Raw genomic sequence first — 24,110 nt, forward strand, 5'->3', positions numbered from 1 at the left:
ATTCACCGTCCGCGTCGCGCCCGTTCACCGTCCGGCGTGGGGCCGTTAACTCTGCCGGCTTAGCGTCACGATCCGTCCGCCGGCCGGAACCGTCCCCGGCCGAGAGATCAACCGACCTTGGGAGCACCAGTTGAGCGAGTTGAATGGGTCCTCCATTCTGATCACCGGGGGCACCGGGTCCTTCGGCCGCACCTTCCTGCGGCACGTCCTGACCGAGGCCGACCCGGCTCGGGTGGTGGTGTTCTCCCGCGACGAGCTCAAGCAGTACGAGCTGCGCCAGCAGCTCGGCGACGACCCCCGGCTGCGCTGGTTCATCGGCGACATCCGGGACCGCCACCGGCTCACCCGGGCCATGCACGGCGTCGATCACGTCGTGCACGCCGCCGCGCTCAAGCAGGTGGACACCGCCGAGTACAACCCGTCGGAGTTCATCGCCACCAACATCACCGGCTCGCAGCACGTCGTCGACGCGGCCATCGAGACCGGGGTGAAGAAGGTCATCGCGCTCTCCACCGACAAGGCGTCCAGCCCGATCAACCTGTACGGCGCGACGAAGCTGGTCGGCGACAAGCTGTTCGTCTCGGCGAACCACTACGCCGCCCACCACCCGACCCGCTTCGCCGTGGTGCGCTACGGCAACGTGGTGGGCAGCCGGGGCTCGGTGGTGCCGCTGTTCCGCCGGCTCGCCGCCGAGGGGAAGAGCCTGCCGGTCACCGACAAGCGGATGACCCGGTTCTGGATCACCCTGGACCAGGCCGTCCAGTTCGTCATGGACTCGTTCGACCAGATGCAGGGCGGCGAGCTGTTCGTCCCGCGCATCCCGAGCATGCGCATCCTCGATCTGGTCGAGGCCGTCGCCCCGGACGCCACCACCCACGAGATCGGCATCCGGCCCGGCGAGAAGCTGCACGAGGAGATGATCGCCCCGGACGACAGCCGCCGGACCCTGCGCACCCCCGACCGGTTCATCGTGCAGCCGACCATCGCCACCTGGGGCTACCAGCCGCCGGCACACTGCGAGCCGGTGCCGGACGGGTTCGCCTACCAGTCGGACAGCAACGACGAGTGGCTCGGCGTGGAGCAGCTGCGCGACATGCTCGGCATCGCCGCGTGATGGCGATGCTCCCGTACGGGCGGCAGTCCGTCACCGACGACGACGTCGCCGCCGTGGTCGCCGCGCTGCGCAGCGACTGGCTCACCACCGGCCCGCAGGTCGACGCGTTCGAGGCGGACCTGGCGAGCTGGACCGGCGGAGTGGGCTGCGCAGCCGTGTCCAACGGCACCGCCGCCCTGCACGCGGCGTACGCGGCGGCCGGCGTCGGCCCCGGCGACGAGGTGGTCGTGCCGCCGATGACGTTCGCGGCGACCGCCAGCACCGCCGTGGCCCTCGGCGCGAAGATCGTCTTCGCCGACGTGGAGCCGGAGACGTACACCCTGGACCCGGTGGCGGTCGGCGCGGCGCTGACCGGCCGGACGAAGGTGGTGGCGGCGGTCGACTACGCCGGCCACCCCGCCGACTACGACGCGCTGCGCGCGGCGATGGGCGGCGCGGACGCGTTGCTGCTCGCCGACGCCGCCCACTCGATCGGCGCGGCCTACCACGGCCGGCCGGTCGGGTCGCTCGCCGACCTGACCACGTTCTCGTTCTTCCCGACGAAGAACCTCACCACCGCCGAGGGCGGGGCCGTCGCCGCCGTCAGCCCGGCCCTGCTGGAGCGGGCCCGCCGGTTCCGCAACCACGGCCTCGTGCGGGACCGCGCCGCGCAGCGCTGGCCCGACGAGGGCGGCTGGCACCAGGAGGTGCACGAGTTCGGGCTCAACTACCGGCTGCCCGACGTGCTCTGCGCGCTGGGCCGCAGCCAGCTGCGCCGGCTGCCCCGCTTCCTGGCCCGCCGCGCCGAACTGGTCGCCCGGTACGACGAGGCCCTCGCCGGCCTGCCCGGCATGTCTGTCCCCGGCCGGCGGTCCTGGGCCGAGCCGGCCTGGCACCTGTACCCGATCCGGGTGCACGAGGGCCGCCGCCGCGCCGTGTACGACGCGATGCGGGCCGCCGGCATCGGCGTGCAGGTCAACTACGTGCCCGTGCACTGGCACCCGGCGTTCGCGGACCTGGGCTACCGGCGCGGCTCCTGCCCGGTCGCCGAGGGGTTCTACGCCGAGCAGTTGTCCCTGCCGCTGTTTCCCGACCTCACCGACGCCGACCAGGAACGCGTCGTCGACGCCCTGGCCGCCGCCCTGCACGCCGCCCCGGCGCGCGCCGCCGCCTGAGGGGACCGGGATGCACCACGCGAACCACTTCTACGGCCACGCGCACGTGTTGGCCCGCTACTGCGGCCTCGGCGACCGGCACCCGCCCCGGATCAACGGGTACGTCCAGCACGGCTGGAACATCGGCGACGGCCTGGCCCCCGGCCACCCGTACGTCGAGGGCACCCCGAGCCTGCTGTGGTCGGAGCAGACCCGGCGGCGGGCCTGGTCGGTGGGGCGGCGCAACGTCGTGGTGACCGGCGCGCCGTTCGCCTACCTGCTGGCGCTGCGCGCCGATGACCCGCCGGAGCCGCAGCGGGAGGGGACCATCTGGTACCCGTTCCACGGCTGGGAGGGCCAGCACGTGCGCGGCGACCACCGGGAGCTGATCGCCCGCATCCGCGCCACCGAGCCGGGCCCGGTCACCGTCTGCCTCTACTGGCACGAGTACGGCATGCGCCGGGTCCGCCGCCTCTACGAGCAGGCCGGCTTCCGGGTGATCTGCCACGGCTACCGGGGCCACTGGTGGAAGGACACCGACCCGCTCTTCCTCGACAAGCAGCTCACCGAGCTGCGCCGGCACCGCCGGGTGGCGTCCAACCGGCTGACCAGCGCCATCTTCTACGGCATCGCGGCCGGCTGCGAGCCTGCCGTCTACGGCGACCCGATGATCCTCGCCGACGAGGACCCGACGTTCGGCGGCACCGCCCGCATCCGCCGCCAATGGCCGGACCTGCACGGCGAGTCGGTGCACCTGCCGACCGCGGTCGAGATCGCCCGCGCCGAACTGGGCACCGACCACCGTTGTACGCCGGCCGAGCTGCGCGAGCTGCTGGGTTGGGCGACCCTCCAGGAGGAACCCGTTGACCACTGACACGTCGCCCCGGATCGCCCTGCCCGGCGGGGAGATGCTGGCCTGGTCGGACCTGCCCGCCCGGCGGCTGCCCGGCGGCGGGCCCCTCGCGGCGCTCGCCGCCCGGGTCGTGCCGGTCGGCGCGCGGGTGCTGCTGGCCGGGCCGCACGACCCCGAACTGGTCGACCGGCTGGCCCACGCCGAGGTCACCTGCCTGCTGCGCAGCTGGCCCGACGGGTCGGCGCTCGCCGACGACCGGCCCGTGCGGGTGGTCGTCGGCGGCCCGGGAGGGCTGCCGGCCGACGAGACGTTCGACGTGGTGATCGCCGCCGCCGGCCTGGACGCGGTGGAGTCGGTGGAGGGGACCCCGGTCGGCTGGGACGGGCTGCTGCGCCGGCTCGCCGCCGTGCTCGCCCCGGGCGGGACCCTGCTGCTGCGGCTGGACAACCCGGTCGGGCTGCCCCGGATGGTCGGTGCCGCCCCCTGGTACGCCGGGCGTGACGACGCCGACTGGACGATCGGCGGGGCGCTGGACGCCGGCCGCCCCGCCAACCTGGACCAGCTGCGGGAGCGCCTGGCCGGGGCGGGGCTGCGCCCCGGTGGCTGCTTCGCCGCGTACCCCGAACCGGCCGCGCCCACCGTGCTGGTCGACGCCGGGGCGCTGGCCGCGCGCCCCGGCAGCGGGCTGCTGGACGCGGCGCTGCACGGCGCGTACGTGCCGGATCGCGTCGACCGCCCCGTGCTCCAGGACCCGGCCCGGCTCGCGGTCGACGCGTTGCACGCCGGGCTGGGCGCCGCGCTCGCCCCGGGCTGGCTGGTGCTGGCCCACCGCGACGCGGGCGACGCATCGGCGACCGCCACCACGCCGGCCGCCGGGACCGGCGCCGGCGGGCTGCCGGTGCTGTGGGTGCAGACCGGGCCGCCCGGGATCGGCGTGGTGGAGGTGGCGGCGGCGGACGGCTGGCGGCGGCGGGTGCCGGGCCCGGTCGCGGCGGCCACGGACGCCCCGTTCGCCACCCGGGCGGCGGCCTGGCGGGACCCGGCCGTGCTCACCGGCCCGGTGCCCGAGGGGCGGCTGCTGCGCACCGTGCTGCTCGACGCCTGCCTGCGCCGCGACCTGGCCGCCCTGCGCCGGCTGCTGCGCGGGTACGCGGCCTGGCTCGACGCGCACGCCGACGACGCCGGCCGGCTCACCGGCGCGACGGCCCTGGCCAGCCTCGACAACGTCGTGCTCGCCGACGCCGGGGCCTCCCCGGGGTTCGCGGTGCTCGACCCGAGCTGGCGGGCCAGCGACCCGTGGCCGGTGGACGTGACGCTGGCCCGGGGCCTGTGGCGGTTCGCCGGGGCCCTGGCCACCGGCGGGTACGCCCATCCCTGGTCGTCCACCCTCGACGTGGCCGGGCTGACCGTGGTGCTGGCCGGCACCGCCGGTCGCGACCTGGACCGGGCGACGGTGACGGCCGCCGTCGACGCGGAGGTGGCCGTCACCGCCGCGCTGCGCGGGCTCGACGGAGCCGACCGCGTCGCCCTCGCCGACGAGCTGCGCGCGGTCGAGCCCATCGCGCCCCCCGCCGGCCTGGACAGCCACCAGCAGCTGCGCGAGGCGTGGCTGCGGCAGAAGGACGAGCTGACCCGGCTGACGGCCCTGCTGCGCTGGACGGAGGAGCTGCTCACCTCCCGGGAGCGGGCGCTGCGCCGGGCCGAGGCGACCATCAACCTGCTCAGCGGCTCGCTCAGCTACCGGGTCGGCCGGCTGGCGATCACCCCGGCGCGGCTGGCCAAGCGGGGTGCCCGAGCGGCCAAGCGACGGGCCAAGGACGCGCTCGCGCCCCGGCGCGGCGAACAGGAGCAGCAGTGACGCGGATCGTGGGGATCGTGCAGGCCCGGATGGGCTCGTCCCGGCTGCCCGGCAAGGTGCTGCGGCCGTTGGCCGGGCGCTCGGTGCTCGGTCGGGTGGTCCGGGCCGCCGCCGACGGCGGGGTGCTCGCCGACCTGGTGGTCGCCACCAGCACCGACGCCGTCGACGACGAGGTCGTCACCGAGTGCGCCCGGCTCGGCGTGGCCTGCCACCGGGGCCCCGTCGACGACGTGCTCGACCGGTTCGTCGGCGCGCTCGACGCGCACCCCGGCGACGCGGTCATGCGGTTCACCGCCGACTGCCCGCTGCTCGACCCGGAGATCGTCCGGCTGGTCGCCGACGTGTACCGGGCCGTGCCGGGGCTGGACTACGCGAGCACGTCGATCGCCCGTACGCTGCCGCGCGGGCTGGACGTGGAGATCATCCGGGCCGACACGCTGCGTACGCTGCACCGCATCGCCACCGACCACCACCGGGTGCACGTAACCTCGTACGCGTACACCCATCCGGAGCTGTTCCGGGTGCTCGGGGTGACGCTCACCCCTGACCGGTCGGCCCTGCGGCTCACCCTCGACACCGAGCAGGACTGGGCGCTGGTGCGGGCGGTGACCGACCACTTCGGCGACGTCAGCGTCCCGCTGGCGAAGCTCGCCGACTGGCTGGCGGGCCAACCGGGCCTGTGCGCCCTGAACGCCTCGGTGCGGCAGAAGCGCTTGGAGGAGTCCTGAGCACGGTACGCGTCGGGGTCCGCTGCGACGCCGGGCCCACCCGGGGGGTCGGGCACCTGGTGCGCTGCCTCGCCCTGGCCGAGGAGTTCCTCGCCCGGGGCCACCGGGTCGAGTTCTTCGGCACCGTCGAGGGGGTCGGCTGGGCGGGCCGGCAGCTCGCCGACCGGGGCATCCCGCTGCACCCCGGCCCGGAGCGCCCCGCCGACCTCGTCGCGGCGGCCCGCCGGCACGGCCTCGACGTGGTGGTTCTCGACTCGTACGAGCTGGACCCGGCCGGGGCGGGGGCACTGCGCGCGGCGGGGGTGGTGACCCTCGCCGTCGTCGACGGCGACACCCGGGGGCAGGACGCCGACGTGTACCTGGACCAGAACCTGGGCGCGGCGCACGGGCCGCTGCCCGGCCGGCTGCTCGCCGGGACGGCGTACCCGCTGCTGCGCGACGCGGTGGTGGCCGCGCGGCCGGCGGCGCCCCGCCCCGCGACGCCGACGGCCCGGCCCCGGGTGCTCGCCTTCTTCGGCGGCACCGACGCGTTCGGGGCCGCCCCGGTGCTGGCCCGGGTGCTGCTGGCCACCGGGCACCCGATGGACCTGACCGTGGTCGTCGGCCGCGCCGACGTCGAGGCGGAGCTGGCGGCGCTCACCCCCGGCCGGGGGCAGGCGCTGCGGCCCGTCGGGCCCACCGACGGCCTGCCCGCCCTGGTCACAGCCGCCGACCTGGTGGTCAGCGCGGCCGGCACGTCCACCTGGGAGCTGTGCTGCCTCGGCGCGCCCGCCGCGCTGGTGTGCGTGGTGGACAACCAGCGCGAGTCGTACCGCCGGGTGGTGGAATCGGGGCTCGTGGCCGGCCTCGGCGAGCTGCCCGCGCTGGCCGCCGCCGGGCTGCCCGGCCGGGCGGCCCGGGCCGGGGCCGCGCGGACGCTGCGCGCCCTGCTCGACTCCCCCGAGCGCCGGGCCGCCCTGGCCGCCCGCGCCTGGGCCACGGTCGACGGGCAGGGCCGGGCCCGGGTCGCCGACGCGGTGCTCGCCCTCGTCGCCACGCCCAGCCGCAGCTAGCCGCTCAGGGAACGCCGCCCCTCAGGGCAGCCGCTCCAGGGTGACCCGGGCGCGCAGCTCGGGGCGGGCGGCGAGCAGGTCCTCGACGACCCGGGCCGCCGCCGCGTCGACGGCCAGGAAGCGGATCCGCCCCGGCACCGCCGCCACCACAGCGGCGCTGCGGGCCGGCTCGGCCAGCGGTAGCCGGTACACGGCCGGGCCCGCCGACCCGGCCGCGCCCTGGAGGGTGGAGGCGAAGAGGGTCACCAGGTAGCCCTCGCGGCGGCGGTCGCTGACCACCACCGTCACGGTGCCCGGCGCGGCCGGCGGCCGGGCCAGCACGCGGACCGTCAGGGCGGCCGGGCGCGGGCGGGACAGCGACCCCGACCACCAGGCCGCCGCCCAGGTGCTGGACCCGTCGGGGAACGGCTGGGCGAAGACCCCGGTGCCGCGCGGCAGCCCGGCCGCCCCGGCGCAGGCCAGCACCACCGCGACCGCCACCGCCCACCGCGCGCCGACCCGCCGGCCGTGGCCGCCGGAGCGGGGGCCGGGTGCCGGCCGCCACGGTGGCGGCAGCAGCAGGGCCAGCGCGCCCACGCCGACGAGCAGCACCGCCAGCAGCAGGTGCAGGGTCTTGCCGTAGTAGTAGCGCGGGTCGGTGCCCAGCGCCCGGAAGTAGAGCAGGAAGCCGGCCGCGAACAGGCCCGCCGCGGTGAGCGCGCCCGCGTAGCGCCGCCACACCGGCAGCCGCCGGCCGACGACCAGGCCCGCGACGACCAGGCCCACGAGGGCCAGGAACGCGTCGTAGCGGGGGAACACCCCGCCGCCGGTGGCCACGTTGTCGGCCTGGTCGGTGCGCAGCAGGCCGGCGACGGCCGGCAGCGGCGTCAGCACCGCCGCCACGAGCGCCACCACCGCCAGCACCACCGGGCGGCGACGCAGCCGCCGCCGGTCGCGGACCAGCCACGCCGCCACCAGCGCCGCGACCACCGGCAGGAACATCAGGTACGCGAAACCGACCGTCACGCACAGCGCGCCGACCACGGCCACCTGGGTTCCGGTGCGGGTCACCGGGCGGCAGGTCAGCGCCACCAGCAGCACCGTCGCCGCCAACCCGAGGCTCTCGCCGGGATAGCCGTACACGACGAAACGGGCCAGTTCGGAGCCGAGGCAGGCGGCCGTGACCGCGCCGGTCAGGGCGAGCGCGCGGGGCAGGTCGAGCTGCCGGCCGGCGAGCCGGTTCGCCGCCCACGCCACGGCGAGCACCAGCAGCCCCCACGCCCCGACCGACCAGCCGAGGTAGTGGCCGAGGGCGCTGGCCGGCCCGGCGGGGGACGTCGAGGAGCGCAGGAAGGTGTCCAGCAGCGCGGCGGTGAGGTGGAAGCCCTGCGGATACCAGACCATCCCCTCCGGGGCGATCCGCGCCGCCGCCTGCGGGTCGGTGAACAGGTATCCGCCGACGGCCCGGATCCCCTCCACCGTGGCCAGATGCCGGCTGTTGTCCTCGCCGGTCATCGCGTACGCGAGGCGGCCGGCGAGGTCACCGGCGCGCAGGTACGGCCACGCCATGGCGGCGGCGGCCAGCAGCGCCGCGCCCACCGGCAGCAGGTCGACGGCGGCGGGGCGGGGCAACCGGGGTCGGCGACCCGTGGCCGCCGCGATCCCGAGCAGGACCGTCAGCGCGGTACCCGCCACCGGGACCGGGTGCAGCCCCCACGGCCAGGCGGAGAAGATCAGCCCGGCCGCGCACGTCGCGCCGGCCAGCAGCGCGCCGGCCAGCACCAGCCGGTCCAGCAGGGTCCGGCCGCCCGGCAGCAGCCCGGCCGTCAGCCCGAGCAGCACCAGCGGGAGCAGCCCGGCCAGCCCCGCCGCGTACGCCAGCAGGGTCCCGACCCACGCGGCGGCGACCCAGCCCACCAGCCGGAGGGCAGGGCGGGGCTGGCTGGCCGGGCGGGGCTGGCGGGCGAGGCTGGCCGGGCGGGGCGGGCGGGCCGGGCAGCGGCCGGGCAGCGGCTCCGGTGGTCCGGCCGAGGCGACGGTGGTGAGCTGACTCCGCACCCGACCACGCTAGGCCCGGCCCGGCGACGGGCGGCGACGCCCACGTGTGCGGCAGGTGACCGGTGGGTTACGGTACGCCCGTCGCCCGGTCGGGCCCCGGGTCAGCGTCCAGTTCCGCCCGCCGGGGCGTGATGCCGGCCTGCCCCGGGCGAGCGCATCAGTCTCGGCCCCTAGGGAGCTGCCCCGTTTGTGCTACCGCCAACGCCGGAGCGCCGGGCCGGCTCTGGGCGCACATCCGGGGCAGCTCCGTAGGCAACGCGAGGAACCCCCGGTTACGGCCGGGGCGCGGACACCCGCCGCCGGACACGAGCGACTCGACGCGCGCACGAGCGCTGGGGGCCGCGCGCCAGGCACCGATCCCTCTGCCAGAAGCGACTTCCAGGGTCCTCCGCCCCGCAGCACGCTCCCCCTCGGCGTCGGCGTGCAGCACGTGGTGGCGATGTTCGGCGCCACCTTCACCGTGCCGCTGATCACCGGTTTCCCGCCGGCCACCACGCTGTTCTTCTCCGGCGTCGGCACCCTGCTCTTCCTGGTTATCACCGGTAACCGGCTGCCGTCGTACCTCGGCGGCATCGTCGTGGCCGGCGCCGCCCTGCCGCCGTCGGCCTCTCCTTCAACGGCACCGCCCTGGGCACCGCCGCCGCCCGGCGACCTGCCACGGCATGCGCCGGGTCAGTCGCGCTCGATCTGGTGGCCGATGACCGTCGGGCCCAGCATCACCGCGAAGCCGCTGCCGTCGCGGCGCGGGTCCGCCGGCGGCAGCTCCACGGGGTCGCCGGTCGCCGTCGCGCCGACCGGCCGGGGGCCGATCCACGCCACCACCAGGTCCGTCTCGCCCTTGAGGAACCGCTGCGCGCGCACCCCGCCGGTCGCCCGCCCCTTCGCCGGGTACGCCCCGAACGGCGTCACCTTCACCGTCGCGCCGGTGGACGTCACCACCATCGGCTCGCCGTGGGACGGATCGTCCTCCCGGACCACGCCGAAGAAGACCACCCGTGCCCCCGCCGGCAGGTTGATGCCGGCCATGCCGCCGCCCTTCGTCCCCTGCGGGCGCACCACCGACGCCGGAAAGCGCAGCAGCGACGCCTCGGAGGAGACGAACGCCAGCGTCTCCGCACCGTCGGCGAGCCAGGTCGCCCCGACCACCTCGTCGCCCTCGCGCAGCCCGATGACCTCGAACTCGTCGGAGCGGACCGGCCACTCCGGGGCGCACACCTTCACCATGCCCTGCCGCGTGCCCAGCGCCAGCCCCGGCGAGCCCTCACCCGTCACGCCGAGCGGGGCCAGCCCCACCACCGACTCCCCCGGCTCCAGCGGCACCAGCTCGGCGGCGGACATGCCGCCGCGCAGCGACACCGTGCCGGCCTGTTCCGGCAGCACCGGCAGCGGCAACACGTCGATCTTGAACGCCCGGCCGGCGCTGGTCACCAGCAGCACCCGGCCCCGGGCCGTGGAGTGCACGAGCGCGCGTACGGCGTCGTGCTTGACCCGGCCGCTGCGCCGACGCCCCTCGGACGCCTCCTCCGACTCGGCCGCGGTGCGGGCGACGAGCCCGGTGGCGGAGAGGATCACCTGGCACGGGTCGTCGGCCACCTCCAGCGGGCCGGCCGGCGCGGACGCGGCCAGCACCTCCTTCAGGTCACCGTCGACCAGCGTGGTGCGCCGCTCGGTGCCGAACTTCTTCACCACGGCGGCCAGCTCGTCGGAGACGACCTTCCGCAGCACCTTCTCGTCGTCGAGAATGGTGGAGAGCTGGGCGATCTCCTTGCGCAGCTGCTCCTGCTCGGCCTCCAGCTCGATCCGGTCGAACTTGGTCAGCCGGCGCAGCGGAGTGTCCAGGATGTAGCCGGCCTGGATGTCCGAGAGCTTGAACTGGCGCATCAGGCCGTCCTTGGCGGCCTGGGCGTCGTCGCTGCCCCGGATCAGCCGGACCACCTTGTCGATGTCGAGCAGGGCGATCAGCAGGCCGTCGACCAGGTGCAGCCGCTCCTGCCGCTTGCGCCGCCGATAGGCGCTGCGCCGGGTCACCACGTCGTAGCGGTGCCGCAGGAAGACCTCCAGCAGCGCCTTGAGCCCCAGGGTCCGCGGCTGCCCGTCGACGAGGACGAGGTTGTTCACGCCGAACGACTGCTCCAGCGGGGTGAGCCGGTAGAGGTCGGCCAGCAGCGCCTGCGGGTTGACCCCGACCTTGCACTCGACGACCAGGCGGGTGCCGTTCTCGCGGTCGGTGAGGTCCTTGACGTCGGCGATGCCGGTGAGCCGCTTGGTCTTGTTGACCTCGTTGGTGATCGCGGCGATGACCTTCTCGGCACCCACGCCGTAGGGCAGCTCGACCACGGTGATGGCCTGCCGGCCCCGGCTGCCCTCCAGGTGGCCGATCTCCACCCGGCCGCGCATCCGCACCACGCCGCGCCCCGTCTCGTACGCCCGCCGCACCTCGTCGAGGCCGAGCAGCACGCCGCCGGTCGGCAGGTCGGGCCCGGGGACGAACTCCATCAGCTTGTCCAGGTCGGCGTCCGGGTGGTTGATCAGCCACCGGGCGGCGGAGACGACCTCGGCCAGGTTGTGCGGGATCATGTTGGTCGCCATCCCGACCGCGATCCCGGACGCGCCGTTGACCAGCAGGTTGGGGAACGCCGCCGGCAGCACCGTCGGCTGGGTGAGCGAGCCGTCGTAGTTCGGCTCGACGTCGACCGTGTCCTCGCCCAGCTCGCCGACGAGCAGCATCGCCTCGTGGGACATCCGAGCTTCGGTGTAGCGCGCGGCGGCCGGGCCGTCGTCCGGGCTCCCGAAATTTCCATGCCCGTCGATGAGTGGGACGTTCAGCGAGAAGTCCTGGGCAAGCCGGACCATCGCGTCGTAGATCGCGGTGTCGCCGTGCGGGTGGTAGCGGCCCATCACGTCGCCGACCACCCGGGCCGACTTCACGTGCGCCCGGTCGGGGCGGTGCCCCGCCTCGTGCATCGAGTAGAGGATGCGCCGGTGCACGGGCTTGAGGCCGTCGCGGGCATCGGGCAGGGCGCGGGAGTGGATGACCGAGAACGCGTACTCCAGGTAGGAGTCGGAGACCTCGGTGACCAGCGGGTTGTCGAAGACCCGCGCGCCGGCCTGGTCGAAGGCGGCCAGGTCCGCCCGGGGACCGGTGTTCTTACGGCGTGCCATGGTTCAGCTCTCTCCTCGGCGGGCCACGGTCGGGCGCGGGTGGGTGGTCCTCATGCGTCGATCGCGTCCCGGTCGACCCGGTCGGCGGACTCGATCAGCCAGTTGCGGCGCGGCTCGACCTTCTCCCCCATCAGCAGCTCCAGGATCCGCTCGGCGGCGTCGACGTCGTCGAGGGTGATCCGGCGGACCGCCCGGGTGGCCGGGTTCATCGTGGTCTCCCACAGCTCGTCGGCGTCCATCTCGCCGAGGCCCTTGAACCGGGGGATCGGGGTGACGATCTGCCGGCCGGCCTTCTCCAGCTTGCGGACCGTCGCCTCCATCTCGGCCTGGGTGTACGTGTAGATCGTCTGCGGGTTGCGCCCCCTGGTGGTGATCTTGTGCAGGGGCGGCATCGCGGCGTAGAGCCGGCCGGCCTCGATCAGCGGTCGCATGTACCGGGCGAACAGAGTGATCAGCAGGGTACGGATGTGCGCGCCGTCCACGTCGGCGTCAGCCATGATCAGCACCCGGCCGTACCGCATCGACGACAGGTCGAAGGTGCGGCCGGAGCCGGCACCGAGCACCTGGACGATCGCGGCGCACTCGGCGTTGTCCAGCACCTGCTGGAGGTTGGCCTTCTGCACGTTGAGGATCTTGCCGCGGATCGGGAGAAGCGCCTGGTATTCGGCGGATCGGGCAAGTCGCCCCGTCCCCAAGGCGCTGTCTCCCTCCACGATGAACAACTCACTTCTGTCGATGCCTGACGCACGGCAGTCGACCAGCTTCGGCGGCATCGACGCGCCCTCCAGGGCGGTCTTGCGGCGGGCCGCGTCCTTCTGCTGCTTCTGCGTGAGCCGGACCCGGGCCGCGTCGACGATCTTCTGGAGCACCGTGCGGGCCTCGGCCTTGGTGCGGCGGTCCTCCAGCCACGCCTTGACGTGCGCCTCCACCAACCCCTGGAGCACCTTCGTGATGCCGGCGGTGGACAGCTCGTCCTTGGTCTGCGAAGTGAACTGCGGCTCGGGGATCCGCACGTGCACCACGGCCGTCATGCCCTCCAGGACGTCGTCCAGGGTGGGCGCGTCCTCCTTGGGCCGCAGCAGGCCCCGGGCGGAGCGGGCCGCCTCGGCGAGGGTGCGGGCCAGGGCCCGCTCGAAGCCCTTGCGATGGGTGCCGCCGTGGGCGTTGCGGATGGTGTTGGTGAAGCACTCGACGGTGCGGTCGTAGCCGGTGCCCCAGCGGAACGCGATCTCGACCTCGGCCCGCCGCTGCACGTTTGACTGCATGACGCCGTTGGCGTCGGCGGCGTTCTCCCGGTAGGTGCCCTCGCCGGTGACCAGCAGCGTGCCGGAGACGGGCCGGTCGCCTGCCGGGGCGAGGAAGTCGACCATGTCGGTGAGGCCGTTGGGGAAGTGGAAGGTCTCCTCGACCGGCTCCTCGCCGGTCTCGTCGCGCAGCAGGTAGCTCACGCCGGGGACCAGGAACGCGGTGTTGCGCAGCTTGAGCCGGACCGCCTCGGCGTCGAGCGTGGCGGCGGTCTCGAAGTAGCGGGCGTCGTGCCAGTAGCGGATCGAGGTGCCGGTGCGCTGGCCGCGCTTCATCGCGCCGACGACCTGGAGGCCGGGGCCGGGGGTGAAGGCGTCGTCGGGGCCGGTGCCGGCGAAGACGCCGGGCACACCGTGCCGGAACGACATGGCGTGCACCTTGCCGCTCCGCCGCACCGTGACGTCGAAGCGCCGGGAGAGGGCGTTGACGGCGGACGCGCCGACGCCGTGCAGGCCGCCGGAGGTCTTGTAGCCGGAGCCGCCGAACTTGCCGCCGGCGTGCAACCGGGTCAGCACCAGCTCGACGCCGGAGATGCCGGACTTGGCGTGCACGTCGGTGGGGATGCCCCGGCCGTCGTCGTCGACCTGCACCGAGCCGTCGGCGTGCAGGATCACCTCGACGCGCGTGGCGTGACCCGCGACACCCTCGTCGGTGGAGTTGTCGAGGATCTCGTTGACGAGGTGACCCACGCCACGGCTGTCGGTCGAGCCGATGTACATACCGGGGCGCTTGCGGACGGCGTCCAGCCCCTCGAGGTGCGTCAGGTCGTCGGCCCCGTAGAGCGTCTCAGGCTGTGCGGTCAACTGGTCGTACTCCCAGGTCTCGGCGGTGGTGGTGCCGCTCACCGGCTCGATCACCTCGCGCGGCGCGCCGCAGCGAGCCTAACCGGGAGGTGGGACAGGACGCCGGCACCCCGCACCTCGGGCCGCGCCGGCACCGGTGCGGCCGTCGAACCGGCGGGCCCACCGGCCCCGGCACCGGGCGTCAACGCCGCCCGGCCCGCGGTTCATCCCGCCCCCGACGGTACGCCGGCCGCCCGCCGGCCCCGATCAGGCCGGGCGACCCCTGCCCCGCCCCGTCCTCCGGTGACCGGCCGTTGACGCCCGTCACGCGCCCGTGATGTGATCACCGTCTCGTAGAAACTTTCATATTTCCATGGATGGATGGAGGACGCGCATGTCCGTGTTCCGTCGTACCGCGTTCGCGGCGGTGCTGACCGTCGCAGCGGCGGCGCTGTCGACCGCCGTCGCGCCGGCCGCCCCGGCGGTGGCCGGCCTCCCCACCGCGGCCGTGGCGCTCGGTGACAGCTTCATCAGCGGCGAGGGGGCCGGGTCGTACTCACCCGTCGTGGACGTCAACGGCGTCAGCCAGGGCTTCCCCGGCTGGGACGCGCCGAACAGCAACGCCTACTTCTGCCACCGCTCCCCCAACGCGTCGCTGTTCCAGGCAGACCTGCCGGGCATCACCGACCGGTTCAACCTGGCCTGCTCGGGCGGCCAGCCGTACGACATCGCCGGGGCCTCGGTCAACCGGGCCAAGGGCCGCTCGGTGGCCTCGCAGCTCGACCAGCTCCGCGCCGTCGGCCAGACCCACGACATCGACCTGGTGCTGGTCGGCCTCGGCTCGAACAACAGCTCGTACACCTTCGGCAGCGTGGCGGAGAAGTGCGCCAACCGGTTCATCGCCGACGCGTGGACCGGCTGGTGGGAGTTCTGGGCGTACCTGGGTGGGCCGGTGCCGCAGGAGCCGTGCACCGACGCCGACCTGGCCACCGCGGCGCAGGTCAGCGCGGCCACGGCGGAGACCACGGCGGCCGTACGGCAGCTCCTCGCCACCCTCGACCAGATCGACGCCGACGGCCAGCACCGGGTCGTGTTCCAGGACTACACCAACCCGTTGCCGTTCGACCTCGCCTCGAACTACTGGGAGGAGGACGGTCGGGCCGACGACCGGGACAAGTTCCGTGAGCTGGGTGCCGAGCGGTACGCGGCCGGCTGCCCGATCCACCGCGCGAGCCTGGCACCCGGGCACCGCTTCTCCACCGGCCTGGGCACCCTGGTCCGGTCGGTGCGCGACACCCTGGCCAGCGAGTTCCCGGCCGATGACCTGGTCTACCTGAACGTGCAGCGGGCGTTCGACGGCGCCCGGCTCTGCGAGCAGCCGACCAGCCCGTCGGGCGCGCTCGCCACGCCGATCCGGCTGATGGACGGCCCGAGCGGCAGCTTCGTGACCAGCCTCGCCGGCAAGGACAAGATCGACATCCAGCGGATCGCCAACACCTGCGTGTCGTACTTCCAGACCTGCCAGGAGTCGTGGCACCCGAACGTGGCCGGGCACAAGGCGCTGGGGCGCTGCCTGACCGGCGCGGCCGGCACGGCCACCCGGGCGGTCACCTGCGTCCGGGCGGGCAACGGCACGATCACGGTCAGCTGAGAGTGCAAGGAGGGGCCCCTTGTGAACGCGTTCGGTACAGCAGGGGCCCCTTCTTGACCGCAGTCTCGAGGTTCCGCAGCGCGCCGCCGGCGAGGGGGCTACGCCCGGAGCGCGGTGCCGAGGACGTGCGGGGAGGGCGGCATCGGCACCGGGATGTCGGGAAAGCGGAACCGGTCCAGAACGGTGAGCGTGAAACCGGCCGCCTCGATCGCGGCGACGGTGTCCCGCCCCGTGTGGCAGCCGCCACAGACCAGCGGCCAGCAGGTGGCGTCGACGAGGCGCTGCGCCCGGCGCAGCGCGCCGGGCCGCTCGGCGCGTACGTGCTCGAAGAAGCGCAGTTGCCCACCGGGGCGCAGCACCCGGTGGGCCTCGCGCAGCGCGGCGGCCTGGTCGGGCACCGAGCAGAGCACCAGGGAGAACATGACGGCGTCGGCGCGACCGTCGGCGACGGGCAGCGCCTCGGCCAGTCCGGCCGCCACGGTGACCGGCACCGGCGCGGCGGCGGCGGCCTCCCGGGCGGCCCGGCGCAGTCGGGGTTCCGGCTCGACGGCGAGCACGGCGGTCACCGCCGGCGGGTAGTGCGCGAAGGCCCGGCCGTTGCCGGCCCCCACCTCGATCACCCGGCCGCGCAGGCCGGCCGCGAGCCGAGTGCGGTGCGCGCCGACCCCGGCCCGGTCCATCGTGTCGGTGGCCCGCCGGTAGAGCCGGGCGAAGACCGGATGAGAGACGCCGGACACCGCATCCTCCTCTCGCTACGAAGAGCGTAGCCACCCGCCGACGGGCGGGCCGGCTGAGGGGCGGACAGGCCGGGGGCGGACGGGCGGGCGGGCCGAGGGGCAGGCAGGCAGAGCACGGGGCAGGCGGGCGGGCCGCTGCGGGTCACCCGGCGGCGGGGCGCCCCGCCGGGACGCCGCCGGCCGACGGCGGGGCCGGCCGGGGGCCGAGGGCGAGCAGCAGCGGGCCCGCCGGGCCGTCGACCAGGTCACCCAGCCGCATCTCGTCGAGCACGGCGAGGAACGCGGCCTGCGCGCGGCGCAACTGCCCCCGCAGCCGGCAGCCCGCGGCCAGCGGGCAGGCGGGCTGCTCGCAGGAGACCACCTCGTCGTCGCCCTCGAAGGCGCGGACGACGGCGCCCACGGTGAGGTCGCCGGCCGCCTCGGCGATGGCCACCCCACCCGAGCGACCCCGGATGGTCACCAGCACCCCGAGGCGCTGCAACCGCTGGACGACCTTGGCGACGTGGCTGCGGGGCAGCGCGAGCCGCTCGGCGAGCTCGTCCACCGTCGTGCGCGCCGGGGTGACGGCGGCCAGCATGGCGATGCGCAGCGCCATGTCGGTGGACCGGTTGAGCTTCACGCACCGACCCTAGCCAGCTGGCCCGGCCGCGGCACGGGCCGGAAGGCCGGTGCCCACTGTGATCCGGACGACCCCCGACCCGGGACCTTCGACCCTGAAGAGGAATCTCAGACTCCTGTTTATTGGGCGCATCGGGAGCCCGGCGGACGAAGCCGGCCCAACCGCAGGAGGAAGCGTGCTCACGGAATCTTCGGCAGCAGTGGTACGGGCGACCCTGCCCGCGGTGCAGGCGCACGGCGCGGCGATCACCAGCCGGTTCTACCAGCGGATGTTCGCCGCCCACCCGGAGCTGCTGAACCTGTTCGACCGGGGCAACCAGGCCACCGGGGCGCAGCAGGCCGCGCTGGCCGCCGCCGTCGTCGCGTACGCGGAGCATCTGGTCGGCGCCAGCGACGTGCCGTGGGGGCCGATCCTGGACCGGATCGCGCACAAGCACGCCTCGCTCGGCATCGCCCCGGCCCAGTACACCATCGTGGGACGGCACCTGCTCGCGGCCGTCGGCGAGGTGCTCGGCGACGCGGTCACCCCGGAGGTCCTCGCGGCGTGGGACGAGACGTACTGGCTGCTGGCCTGCGGGCTGGTGGCCCGGGAGGCCCGGCTCTACCAGGGCGCCGGGGTCGCCGAGGGCGAGCCGGTCTGGCGGGCCTGGCGGGTGGTCGAGCGGGTCCGGGAGACCGCCGACGTGGCCTCCTTCGGCCTGGAGCCGGCCGACGGTGGCCCGGTGCCCGGCTTCGTCCCCGGCCAGTACGTCTCCGTCGCCGTGGACCTCGACGGCGATCGGGGCCGGCAGATCCGCCAGTACAGCCTCTCCGGCCGGCCCGGAGCCGCCCGCTGGCGGATCACCGTCAAGCGGGTACGCGGGGTGGCCGGCGCGCCCGACGGGACGGTCTCCACCTTCCTGCACGACCGGGTCGCCGTGGGCGACACGCTGCGGCTGAGCCCGCCCTTCGGTGAGGTCAGCGCGGTCCCGGGGGACGGGCCGCTGGTGCTGGTCAGCGCCGGCATCGGGCTCACCCCGGCGATGTCCGCGCTGGAGCACCTGGCGGTCACCGCGCCGCAGCGCCCGGTGACGCTGGTGCACGCCGACCGGGCCGGCGCCGCGCACGCGCTGCGCGACGAGCTGCCCCGGCTGCACCACGCCCTGCCCAACCTGCGGACCGCGCTCTGGTACGAGGACCCCGACGGCGCCGACGGTGTCCTCACCGAGCTGCCCGTGCGGGTCAGTCCGGGGCGCGTCGACCCGGAGCTGATCCCGCTCGCCGCCGACGCCCACGTCCACCTCTGCGGACCGCTGCCGTTCATGAACCAGGTCCGGGGCGGCCTGCTGCGCCGGGGCTTCCCGAGCGACCGGATCGCCTACGAGGTCTTCGGCCCCGGCATGCTCCGCGACGCGGACTGACCGCGAGGAAGCCCGACGCCGACTGTCCGCCACGGAGACCCGACGCGGACTCGCCGACCACAGGGCCGGCCCCGGCGATGGCCTGACCGCCGCCGGGGCCGGACACCCGGACACCCGGACACCCGGACACCCGGACACCTGGACACCTGGACACCCCAAGCTACCCGCCGGTAGCTTACAGCCGTAGGCTGGGCCGGTGAGCGCGCCCGGGGAGTACACGCAGGAGTACGTCGACGTCGACGGGGCCCGGCTCGGGGTGCAGGTGTACCCCGAGCCCGACGGGGCTCCCGGCGCCCCGGTCGTGGTGATCTGGCCCGCCATGGGGGTCCGCGCCCGCTACTACCGGCCCTTCGCCGCGCACCTGCGGGCCGCCGGCCTCGCCGTGGTCGTCGCCGACCTGCGCGGGACCGGGGAGAGCACGCCTGCGCCGAGCCGCGCCTGCCGGTACGGCTACGCCGACCTGGCCGCCGACGTGGGCGCGGTGCTGGCGGCGCTGAAGCCCCGGCTGGACGGTCGGCCCACGATCCTGCTCGGGCACTCCCTCGGCGGCCAGGCCGCCCTGCTGCACCTGGCCCTGCACGGCACGGACGCGGTGGACGGGCTGGCCCTGGTCGCCGTCGGCGTCCCCTACTGGCGTCACTACCCGGGCCCGCGCCGGTTCGGGGTGCTGCCGTACACCCAGGGGATCGCCGCGACAGCCCGACTGCTCGGCGTCTGGCCGGGGTGGGGGTTCGGCGGCCGGCAGGCGCGCGGGGTGATCCGGGACTGGGCGAGCACCGCCCGCACCGGCCGCTTCCCCGCCCTGGACGGGGTGGACGTCGAGGCGGCGCTGCGCACGCTGGACGTCCCGGTCCTCGCGGTGAGCGTCGACGACGACCAGTACACCCCGCACGCCACGCTGGACCACCTCTGCGGCAAGCTCGCCGCGGCCGCCGTCGTGCGCGAGCACCTCACGGCGGCGCAGGCGGGCACCCCCCTGGACCACTTCACCTGGGTACGCGCCAGCGGGCCCGTGGCCGCCCGGGTGGCGGCGTGGGCGGCCGACTTGCCAGGGGCATGACATCCAGGTTAATTTATATTCACAACAATCAAAGCCCTCCTGGTGCGCAATGCCGGTTGTCACCCGGGCCTGCGTGGAGGATGCCCCATGACACCGTCCAGAACACGCGCGCGGCTCGTAGTCGCCGCCGTCGCAGCCCTGACCAGTACCGCCGGAGCCACCCTCGTGGTCACCGGCGCCCAGGCCGCGGCCAGCGGCTGCCGGGTCGACTACCAGGTCACCAACCAGTGGTCGGGTGGCTTCGGCGCGAACGTCACCGTGACCAACCTCGGCGACCCCCTCACCGGTTGGACGCTGACCTGGTCCTTCACGGCCGGCCAGACCGTCACCCAGGCGTGGAACGCGACCGCGACGCAGAGCGGCACCCGGGTCACCGCGACGAACGTCGGCTACAACGGCAACCTGCCCACCGGCGGCGGCACGACGTTCGGCTTCAACGGCTCCTGGACCGGCAGCAACCCGGCCCCCACCTCGTTCGCCGTCAACGGGGTGACCTGCACCGGCGCGCCCGGCCCCACCACTCCCGCGCCGACCACCCCGGCACCGACGACGCCGCCCACCACCGCCCCGCCCAGCACCGGGTGGAACCCGCCGGCCAACCTGGTCACCCCGCTCAACGAGGTGTGGGCGCACCAGGAGAGCACGTACAACAACCTGTACGGCTTCCGCAACTACGGCTGGGACCAGGTCTTCGCCAACCGCGGCTACCTCAACTTCTGCGTCCGGTGGGACTCCAGCGCCACCGTCACCGCCGCGCAGCGCGACCAGGTCCACGCCACGCTCGCCCGGCAGTACAGGAAGTGGCTGAGCGTCATGGCCGGCCACAACGGCTGGCCGTACAACGACGTACCGATCAAGGTGGTCGGCTGGGCCGTGCGCGACCGCAACCAACTCCAGTGGTCCGACAACTCGGTCGACATCTACGTCAACAACATCAACGAGAACGCCCCGCAGTGCTCGGAGCCGTGCGGCCGGTTCTTCAACCAGAACGGCCAGTACCCGAACTGCCCCGGCGGCGCGAGCCACCACTACGACCAGTCGCTGTGGCTGACCGACGGCTTCGGCGGCGGCGCGGGCGGCGACTGGGGGCAGCGGATCGGGCGTGAGTACTTCATGTCCAACCTCAACTCCGACAACATCCACATCCTGCTGCACGAGATCGGGCACACCTTCGGCCTGGACGACTTCTACGACTGGACCCCGACCGGCGTCGGCGGGTTCCTGATGAAGGCGGGCAGCGCCTCCTCCATCACCGACTTCGACGCGTGGATGCTCCGCGACTGGTGGCGCCACCTCAAGAGCCGCTACGGCTACTGACAGCCCCTCGTGCGCGGCGGGCCCGGGACCACCCTCCCGGGCCCGCCCCGCCCCCCTGTTCCCCACCGGTCCCACCGTCCCCTCGCGTCGCGCCCGACCGCCGGGACCGGCCGAGGCCCCCCACCACACCAGTTCGTCCGGTCCCGGTGCGTAGTCGCGCGATCGGTGGGTATGCCGCTGCGCCCGTACGGTTGGAAGGGGATCAGATGTCCGAACGACACACCGCCCTGCGCTCGATGCACGACCTCGGCCTCGCCGCCTGGTTCGGCGGCTCGCTGATGGGGGCGCTCGGCGTCAACGGCGCGGCGACGCAGATCAACGACTCGACCCAGCGGCTCCCGGTGGCCGCCGCGGGGTGGTCCAGGTGGACGCCGGTCAACGCGGCGGCGATCGGGGCCCATCTGGCCGGCGCGGTCGGCGAGCTGGCGACCGAGAGCCCCCGGATGCTCGCCCAGTCCGGGGTGGGCCGGATGAGCGCGGTGAAGACGGCCCTCACGGTCGGCGCGCTGGCGGTCACCGGCTACAGCCGGCTGCTCGGCATGCGGCTGCAACGGGCCGGCGGCCCGTCGGTCGAGGGGACGACCGAGCCGAACCCGCAGACGCCGGCCGACGTCGCCTCCTGCCAGCGGCAGATGAGGCTGCTCCAGTGGACCATCCCGGCGCTCACCGGCGCGCTGGTGGTGGTCACCGCCTACATGAGCGAGCAGCAGAAGCCCGGCCAGGTGTTCCGGGGGATGATCGGCCGGGTCGGCGGGCTGGCGAGCGCGCCGAAGACGATCGGCAAGGTGGCGGCGATGGGCGCGGCCAAGCGCCAGATGGCCATGTCCGGTCGCTGACCGCCCGCCGCGCCGCTCCTGCCCCGCCGGCCACGACGAGGCAGGAGCGGCGCGCATGCGGGGCACCCGGTGTCGCCACCGCACACCGACCAGCGAGGTGGCCACGGCCAGCAGGAACGCATCGACGCCCGGCGGAGACCGGGGCGGGCCCTCGGGCGGGGTGGCGGCCACCCAGCCGGCGGTGCTCTCCGGCGCGGGCACCGCGTAGTACGACCTGTCCGCCCCGATCCCATCCATGTGGATCCGTGGAGCGCGCCCGGGCGGATCGGCAACCGGAGCGGGTGTCGGCCACCCCGGAGGTCGGGCGTGGCGGGAAGTGTCGGTGGGTCTGCATAGGTTGGTCGGGACGTGACCAGGAAGGACGGTGGCATGACCAACCCCGAGCAGCTCCGCACCGGTGAGCGGGCCGACCTGTTGCAGGCCCTGCGCCAGCAGCGTGGGTTCCTGCGCAAGACCGTGGACGGCCTCACCGACGCGCAGGCGACGCTGCGCAGCACCGTCAGCGAGCTCTGCCTCGGCGGCCTGATCAAACACGTCGCCCTCATCGAGCAGACGTGGCTGCGGTTCGCCGTCGACGGCGCCGAGGCGATGCGGGCCGACCCGGCGGACTGGTCCGACGGGTTCCGGATGGGCGACGACACCCTGGCCGCTCTGCTCGACCGCTATGCCCGGGTGGCCTCGACGACCGACGAGCTGGTCGCCACGCTCGACCTGGACGCCGCCCACCCGCTGCCGGTCGCCCCCTGGTTCGAGCCCGGGGCGAGCTGGTCGGTGCGCCGGGTGCTGCTGCACGTGATCGCCGAGACGTCCCAGCACGCCGGGCACGCCGACATCCTCCGCGAGGCCATCGACGGCGCGAAGACGATGGGCTGAGCTGGCCCGTCCGGTGGCGATGTGACGCCCGCGCGCCCGACGGCGCTGAGGGACACGAGATGAACGCACACCGGATGGACCAGGAGACCGTCGAGCGCCTCTTCGCCGGCCCCTTCGGCGGTCCCGTCAGTGGCTCTGCCGGCGGCTCCGTCAGCCACCCCCAGGGCAGCCCGGAGCCGCTGGTCCGGCTCCTGGCGGCGGTCCGCGCCGCCCCACGCTCCGACGAGCTGCGCGGCGAGGGCGCGGCCCTGCACGCCTACCGTTTGGCCCGCGCCGGGTCGGCCCCGCCGGTCCCTGCGGTCCGTGCCCGGCCCACGCTCCTCGCCGGCCTGTCGAGCGCGAAGGCCGCTCTCGCGGCGCTGGCCGTCGCCGCCACCGGCGGGGCCGCGCTCGCCGCCGCCCACGGCGCGCTGCCCCAGCCGCTGGATGGGGCGGACGAGCGCGCGGCGGCACCGGCGAGCGGGCAACCCTCGCCGAGCCGGTCGACGGGGCGGACCGCCGGCTCGCCCGGAGGCACCCGCGATCCCCGGGTCCCGCCGGCCCCAATGGTCGTGCTCTGCCACAGCCTGCACGCCGAGGCCACGGCGGACCGGGCCCTGGCCGAGCCGCGCTACGCCGATCTCGTGTCGACCGCCGGTGGCCGGGACCGCGTGGCGGGCTGGTGCGCCGAGGCGGTCGAGGCGGTCAGCCCGGCCGCCGCGACGCCGACGCCGATGCCGACGGGCCGACCGGGCGTCGACGGCGGGCCGGATGGGCGGCCCGGCCGGGCGCCGGCCGCCCCCTCGCTACCGGTGGTTCCTCCGCCGGGATCTCCAGCGTCGCCCGGGAACCCCTCGGTGCCGGCGACCCCGTCGCTGCCGGGAACCCCCTCGGCGCCGGCCGGCCGCCCCGCCCCGGCCGACCCATCCGTGCCAGCCACCCCGGCGGCCGGCCGGCCCGGCACGGCGTCGACCGGGCAGCGCGCCCCGGGCACGCCCAGCCCGGGTGGACAAGGTCGAGCGGGGTGTCCGCGCCCTGGACAAGGTGTCCACCCTCCAGGAACTCGCTGCCGCCCTGCGCGTCGACGCTTCGGTGCTGCTGGGACGTGACGTGCAGCCGGTCGAGGTGACCGAGCGCGCCGAGGGGGTCGAGCGAGGCCGCCGACCTGGCGGTACGGGTGGGCGAGGGCCACGACCATCAGTGGACGGCGTTCGGGCCCACGGCGGTCGACCTGGCCCGCGCCGCCGCAGCCGTCGAGCGGGGCGCGGCCCGCGACGCGGTCGCCTGGCACGAGAAGACCATCCGGCGGGACGCCTGGCGGTGGCTACCTGCCGAGCACCGCGCCGCGCACCTGCTCGACGCCGCACGGGCGTACCTCCAGACTGATGATCCGCGCGCAGCCGGCCGGGTCCTGCGCGACGCCGAACGCACCGCCCCGGCCGAACTACGCCACCGACCCGCCGCCCGGCAGATGATCGCCCAGGTGACCCGCACCCCCCACGCCCCGGCCACCCTCGTCCACCTCGCCCTCACCCTCGGCCTGACCTGACCGCGCCCCGGCCACCCGCCTCGGTGATCAAGAGGTTTGCGTCATCGACGAGATCAAACTTGACGC

General features: G+C 75.1%; 20 protein-coding genes and 1 pseudogene. 16 read left to right on the forward strand and 5 right to left on the reverse strand.

Annotated features, from left to right (window positions below; all coding sequences use genetic code 11):
- The first annotated feature begins 130 nt into the window (after positions 1-130).
- From pseB to ACFT41_RS24170, 6 genes are read left to right on the forward strand one after another with little or no spacing between them, the layout of a single operon-like run.
- A complete protein-coding gene (gene pseB / locus ACFT41_RS24145; protein WP_377588368.1) occupies positions 131-1,114 on the forward strand; it encodes a UDP-N-acetylglucosamine 4,6-dehydratase (inverting) in 984 nt (327 codons plus the stop codon).
- A 5-nt stretch (positions 1,115-1,119) separates the two neighbouring features.
- Positions 1,120-2,268, forward strand: a complete 1,149-nt coding sequence (locus ACFT41_RS24150) for a DegT/DnrJ/EryC1/StrS family aminotransferase (protein ID WP_377588382.1) — start codon at positions 1,120-1,122, stop codon at positions 2,266-2,268.
- A 10-nt stretch (positions 2,269-2,278) separates the two neighbouring features.
- Positions 2,279-3,121: a hypothetical protein gene (locus ACFT41_RS24155; protein WP_377588369.1), complete on the forward strand. Its 843-nt coding sequence runs from the start codon at positions 2,279-2,281 to the stop codon at positions 3,119-3,121.
- Positions 3,111-4,958 carry a class I SAM-dependent methyltransferase gene (locus ACFT41_RS24160; protein ID WP_377588370.1) on the forward strand — a complete coding sequence of 616 codons (1,848 nt, stop codon included), beginning with the start codon at positions 3,111-3,113 and terminating at the stop codon, positions 4,956-4,958. The genes ACFT41_RS24155 and ACFT41_RS24160 overlap by 11 nt, the downstream gene beginning before the upstream one ends.
- Positions 4,955-5,686 (forward strand): cytidylyltransferase domain-containing protein, encoded by a 732-nt coding sequence (locus ACFT41_RS24165; protein ID WP_377588371.1) that lies wholly within the window; start codon positions 4,955-4,957, stop codon positions 5,684-5,686. Before ACFT41_RS24160 ends, ACFT41_RS24165 begins: the two co-directional genes overlap by 4 nt.
- Positions 5,683-6,738 carry a PseG/SpsG family protein gene (locus ACFT41_RS24170; protein ID WP_377588383.1) on the forward strand — a complete coding sequence of 352 codons (1,056 nt, stop codon included), beginning with the start codon at positions 5,683-5,685 and terminating at the stop codon, positions 6,736-6,738. The genes ACFT41_RS24165 and ACFT41_RS24170 overlap by 4 nt, the downstream gene beginning before the upstream one ends.
- 21 nt (positions 6,739-6,759) lie before the next feature.
- Here ACFT41_RS24170 and ACFT41_RS24175 read toward each other — a convergent pair whose 3' ends face one another.
- Entirely contained in the window at positions 6,760-8,775 is a 2,016-nt protein-coding gene (locus ACFT41_RS24175; RefSeq protein WP_377588372.1) for a hypothetical protein, read from the reverse strand.
- Positions 8,776-9,214: 439 nt separating this feature from the next.
- On the opposite strand from ACFT41_RS24175, the pseudogene ACFT41_RS24180 reads away from it, so the two are divergent.
- Positions 9,215-9,283, forward strand: a pseudogene (locus tag ACFT41_RS24180) (hypothetical protein); the annotation flags it as partial.
- A gap of 164 nt (positions 9,284-9,447) precedes the next feature.
- On the opposite strand, the gene ACFT41_RS24185 reads toward ACFT41_RS24180, so the two are convergent.
- Positions 9,448-11,937 (reverse strand): DNA topoisomerase (ATP-hydrolyzing) subunit A, encoded by a 2,490-nt coding sequence (locus tag ACFT41_RS24185; RefSeq protein WP_377588373.1) that lies wholly within the window; start codon positions 11,935-11,937, stop codon positions 9,448-9,450.
- Positions 11,938-11,987: 50 nt separating this feature from the next.
- On the reverse strand, positions 11,988-14,087 hold the full coding sequence (locus ACFT41_RS24190; protein WP_377588374.1) for a type IIA DNA topoisomerase subunit B: 2,100 nt from the start codon (positions 14,085-14,087) through the stop codon (positions 11,988-11,990).
- A gap of 331 nt (positions 14,088-14,418) precedes the next feature.
- Here ACFT41_RS24190 and ACFT41_RS24195 point away from each other — a divergent pair, with 331 nt between their 5' ends.
- Positions 14,419-15,675, forward strand: coding sequence for a hypothetical protein (locus ACFT41_RS24195; protein WP_377588375.1), 1,257 nt, complete (start codon positions 14,419-14,421; stop codon positions 15,673-15,675).
- A gap of 98 nt (positions 15,676-15,773) precedes the next feature.
- Here the strand turns inward: ACFT41_RS24195 and ACFT41_RS24200 are convergent, their stop codons facing one another.
- Together ACFT41_RS24200 and ACFT41_RS24205 are read right to left on the reverse strand one after the other, a co-directional pair.
- Complete coding sequence (locus ACFT41_RS24200; protein ID WP_377588376.1) at positions 15,774-16,412, reverse strand: class I SAM-dependent methyltransferase; 639 nt, start codon at positions 16,410-16,412, stop codon at positions 15,774-15,776.
- Positions 16,413-16,554: 142 nt separating this feature from the next.
- Positions 16,555-17,031 (reverse strand): RrF2 family transcriptional regulator, encoded by a 477-nt coding sequence (locus tag ACFT41_RS24205; protein ID WP_377588377.1) that lies wholly within the window; start codon positions 17,029-17,031, stop codon positions 16,555-16,557.
- A gap of 175 nt (positions 17,032-17,206) precedes the next feature.
- Here ACFT41_RS24205 and ACFT41_RS24210 point away from each other — a divergent pair, with 175 nt between their 5' ends.
- The 8 genes from ACFT41_RS24210 (at position 17,207) to ACFT41_RS24245 (ending at position 24,044) form a co-directional block, all read left to right on the forward strand.
- On the forward strand, positions 17,207-18,430 hold the full coding sequence (locus tag ACFT41_RS24210; RefSeq protein ID WP_377588378.1) for a globin domain-containing protein: 1,224 nt from the start codon (positions 17,207-17,209) through the stop codon (positions 18,428-18,430).
- Between the two features lie 196 nt (positions 18,431-18,626).
- Entirely contained in the window at positions 18,627-19,490 is an 864-nt protein-coding gene (locus ACFT41_RS24215; RefSeq protein ID WP_377588379.1) for an alpha/beta fold hydrolase, read from the forward strand.
- An 87-nt stretch (positions 19,491-19,577) separates the two neighbouring features.
- The gene (locus ACFT41_RS24220) at positions 19,578-20,807 is read left to right on the forward strand and encodes a cellulose binding domain-containing protein (protein ID WP_377588380.1); all 1,230 of its coding nucleotides are present in this window, start codon (positions 19,578-19,580) and stop codon (positions 20,805-20,807) included.
- A 206-nt stretch (positions 20,808-21,013) separates the two neighbouring features.
- The gene (locus ACFT41_RS24225) at positions 21,014-21,643 is read left to right on the forward strand and encodes a hypothetical protein (RefSeq protein WP_377590429.1); all 630 of its coding nucleotides are present in this window, start codon (positions 21,014-21,016) and stop codon (positions 21,641-21,643) included.
- Between the two features lie 55 nt (positions 21,644-21,698).
- Positions 21,699-21,851 carry a hypothetical protein gene (locus tag ACFT41_RS24230; RefSeq protein ID WP_377590427.1) on the forward strand — a complete coding sequence of 51 codons (153 nt, stop codon included), beginning with the start codon at positions 21,699-21,701 and terminating at the stop codon, positions 21,849-21,851.
- A gap of 161 nt (positions 21,852-22,012) precedes the next feature.
- Entirely contained in the window at positions 22,013-22,516 is a 504-nt protein-coding gene (locus ACFT41_RS24235) for a DinB family protein (RefSeq protein ID WP_377590425.1), read from the forward strand.
- 59 nt (positions 22,517-22,575) lie between these two features.
- The gene (locus ACFT41_RS24240; protein ID WP_377590424.1) at positions 22,576-23,604 is read left to right on the forward strand and encodes a hypothetical protein; all 1,029 of its coding nucleotides are present in this window, start codon (positions 22,576-22,578) and stop codon (positions 23,602-23,604) included.
- Positions 23,605-23,672: 68 nt separating this feature from the next.
- Complete coding sequence (locus ACFT41_RS24245) at positions 23,673-24,044, forward strand: hypothetical protein (RefSeq protein ID WP_377590422.1); 372 nt, start codon at positions 23,673-23,675, stop codon at positions 24,042-24,044.
- The last annotated feature ends 66 nt before the right edge of the window (positions 24,045-24,110 follow it).

The sequence above is a fragment of the Micromonospora sp. NPDC057141 genome, assembly GCF_042670805.1.
Taxonomy (GTDB): domain Bacteria; phylum Actinomycetota; class Actinomycetes; order Mycobacteriales; family Micromonosporaceae; genus Micromonospora.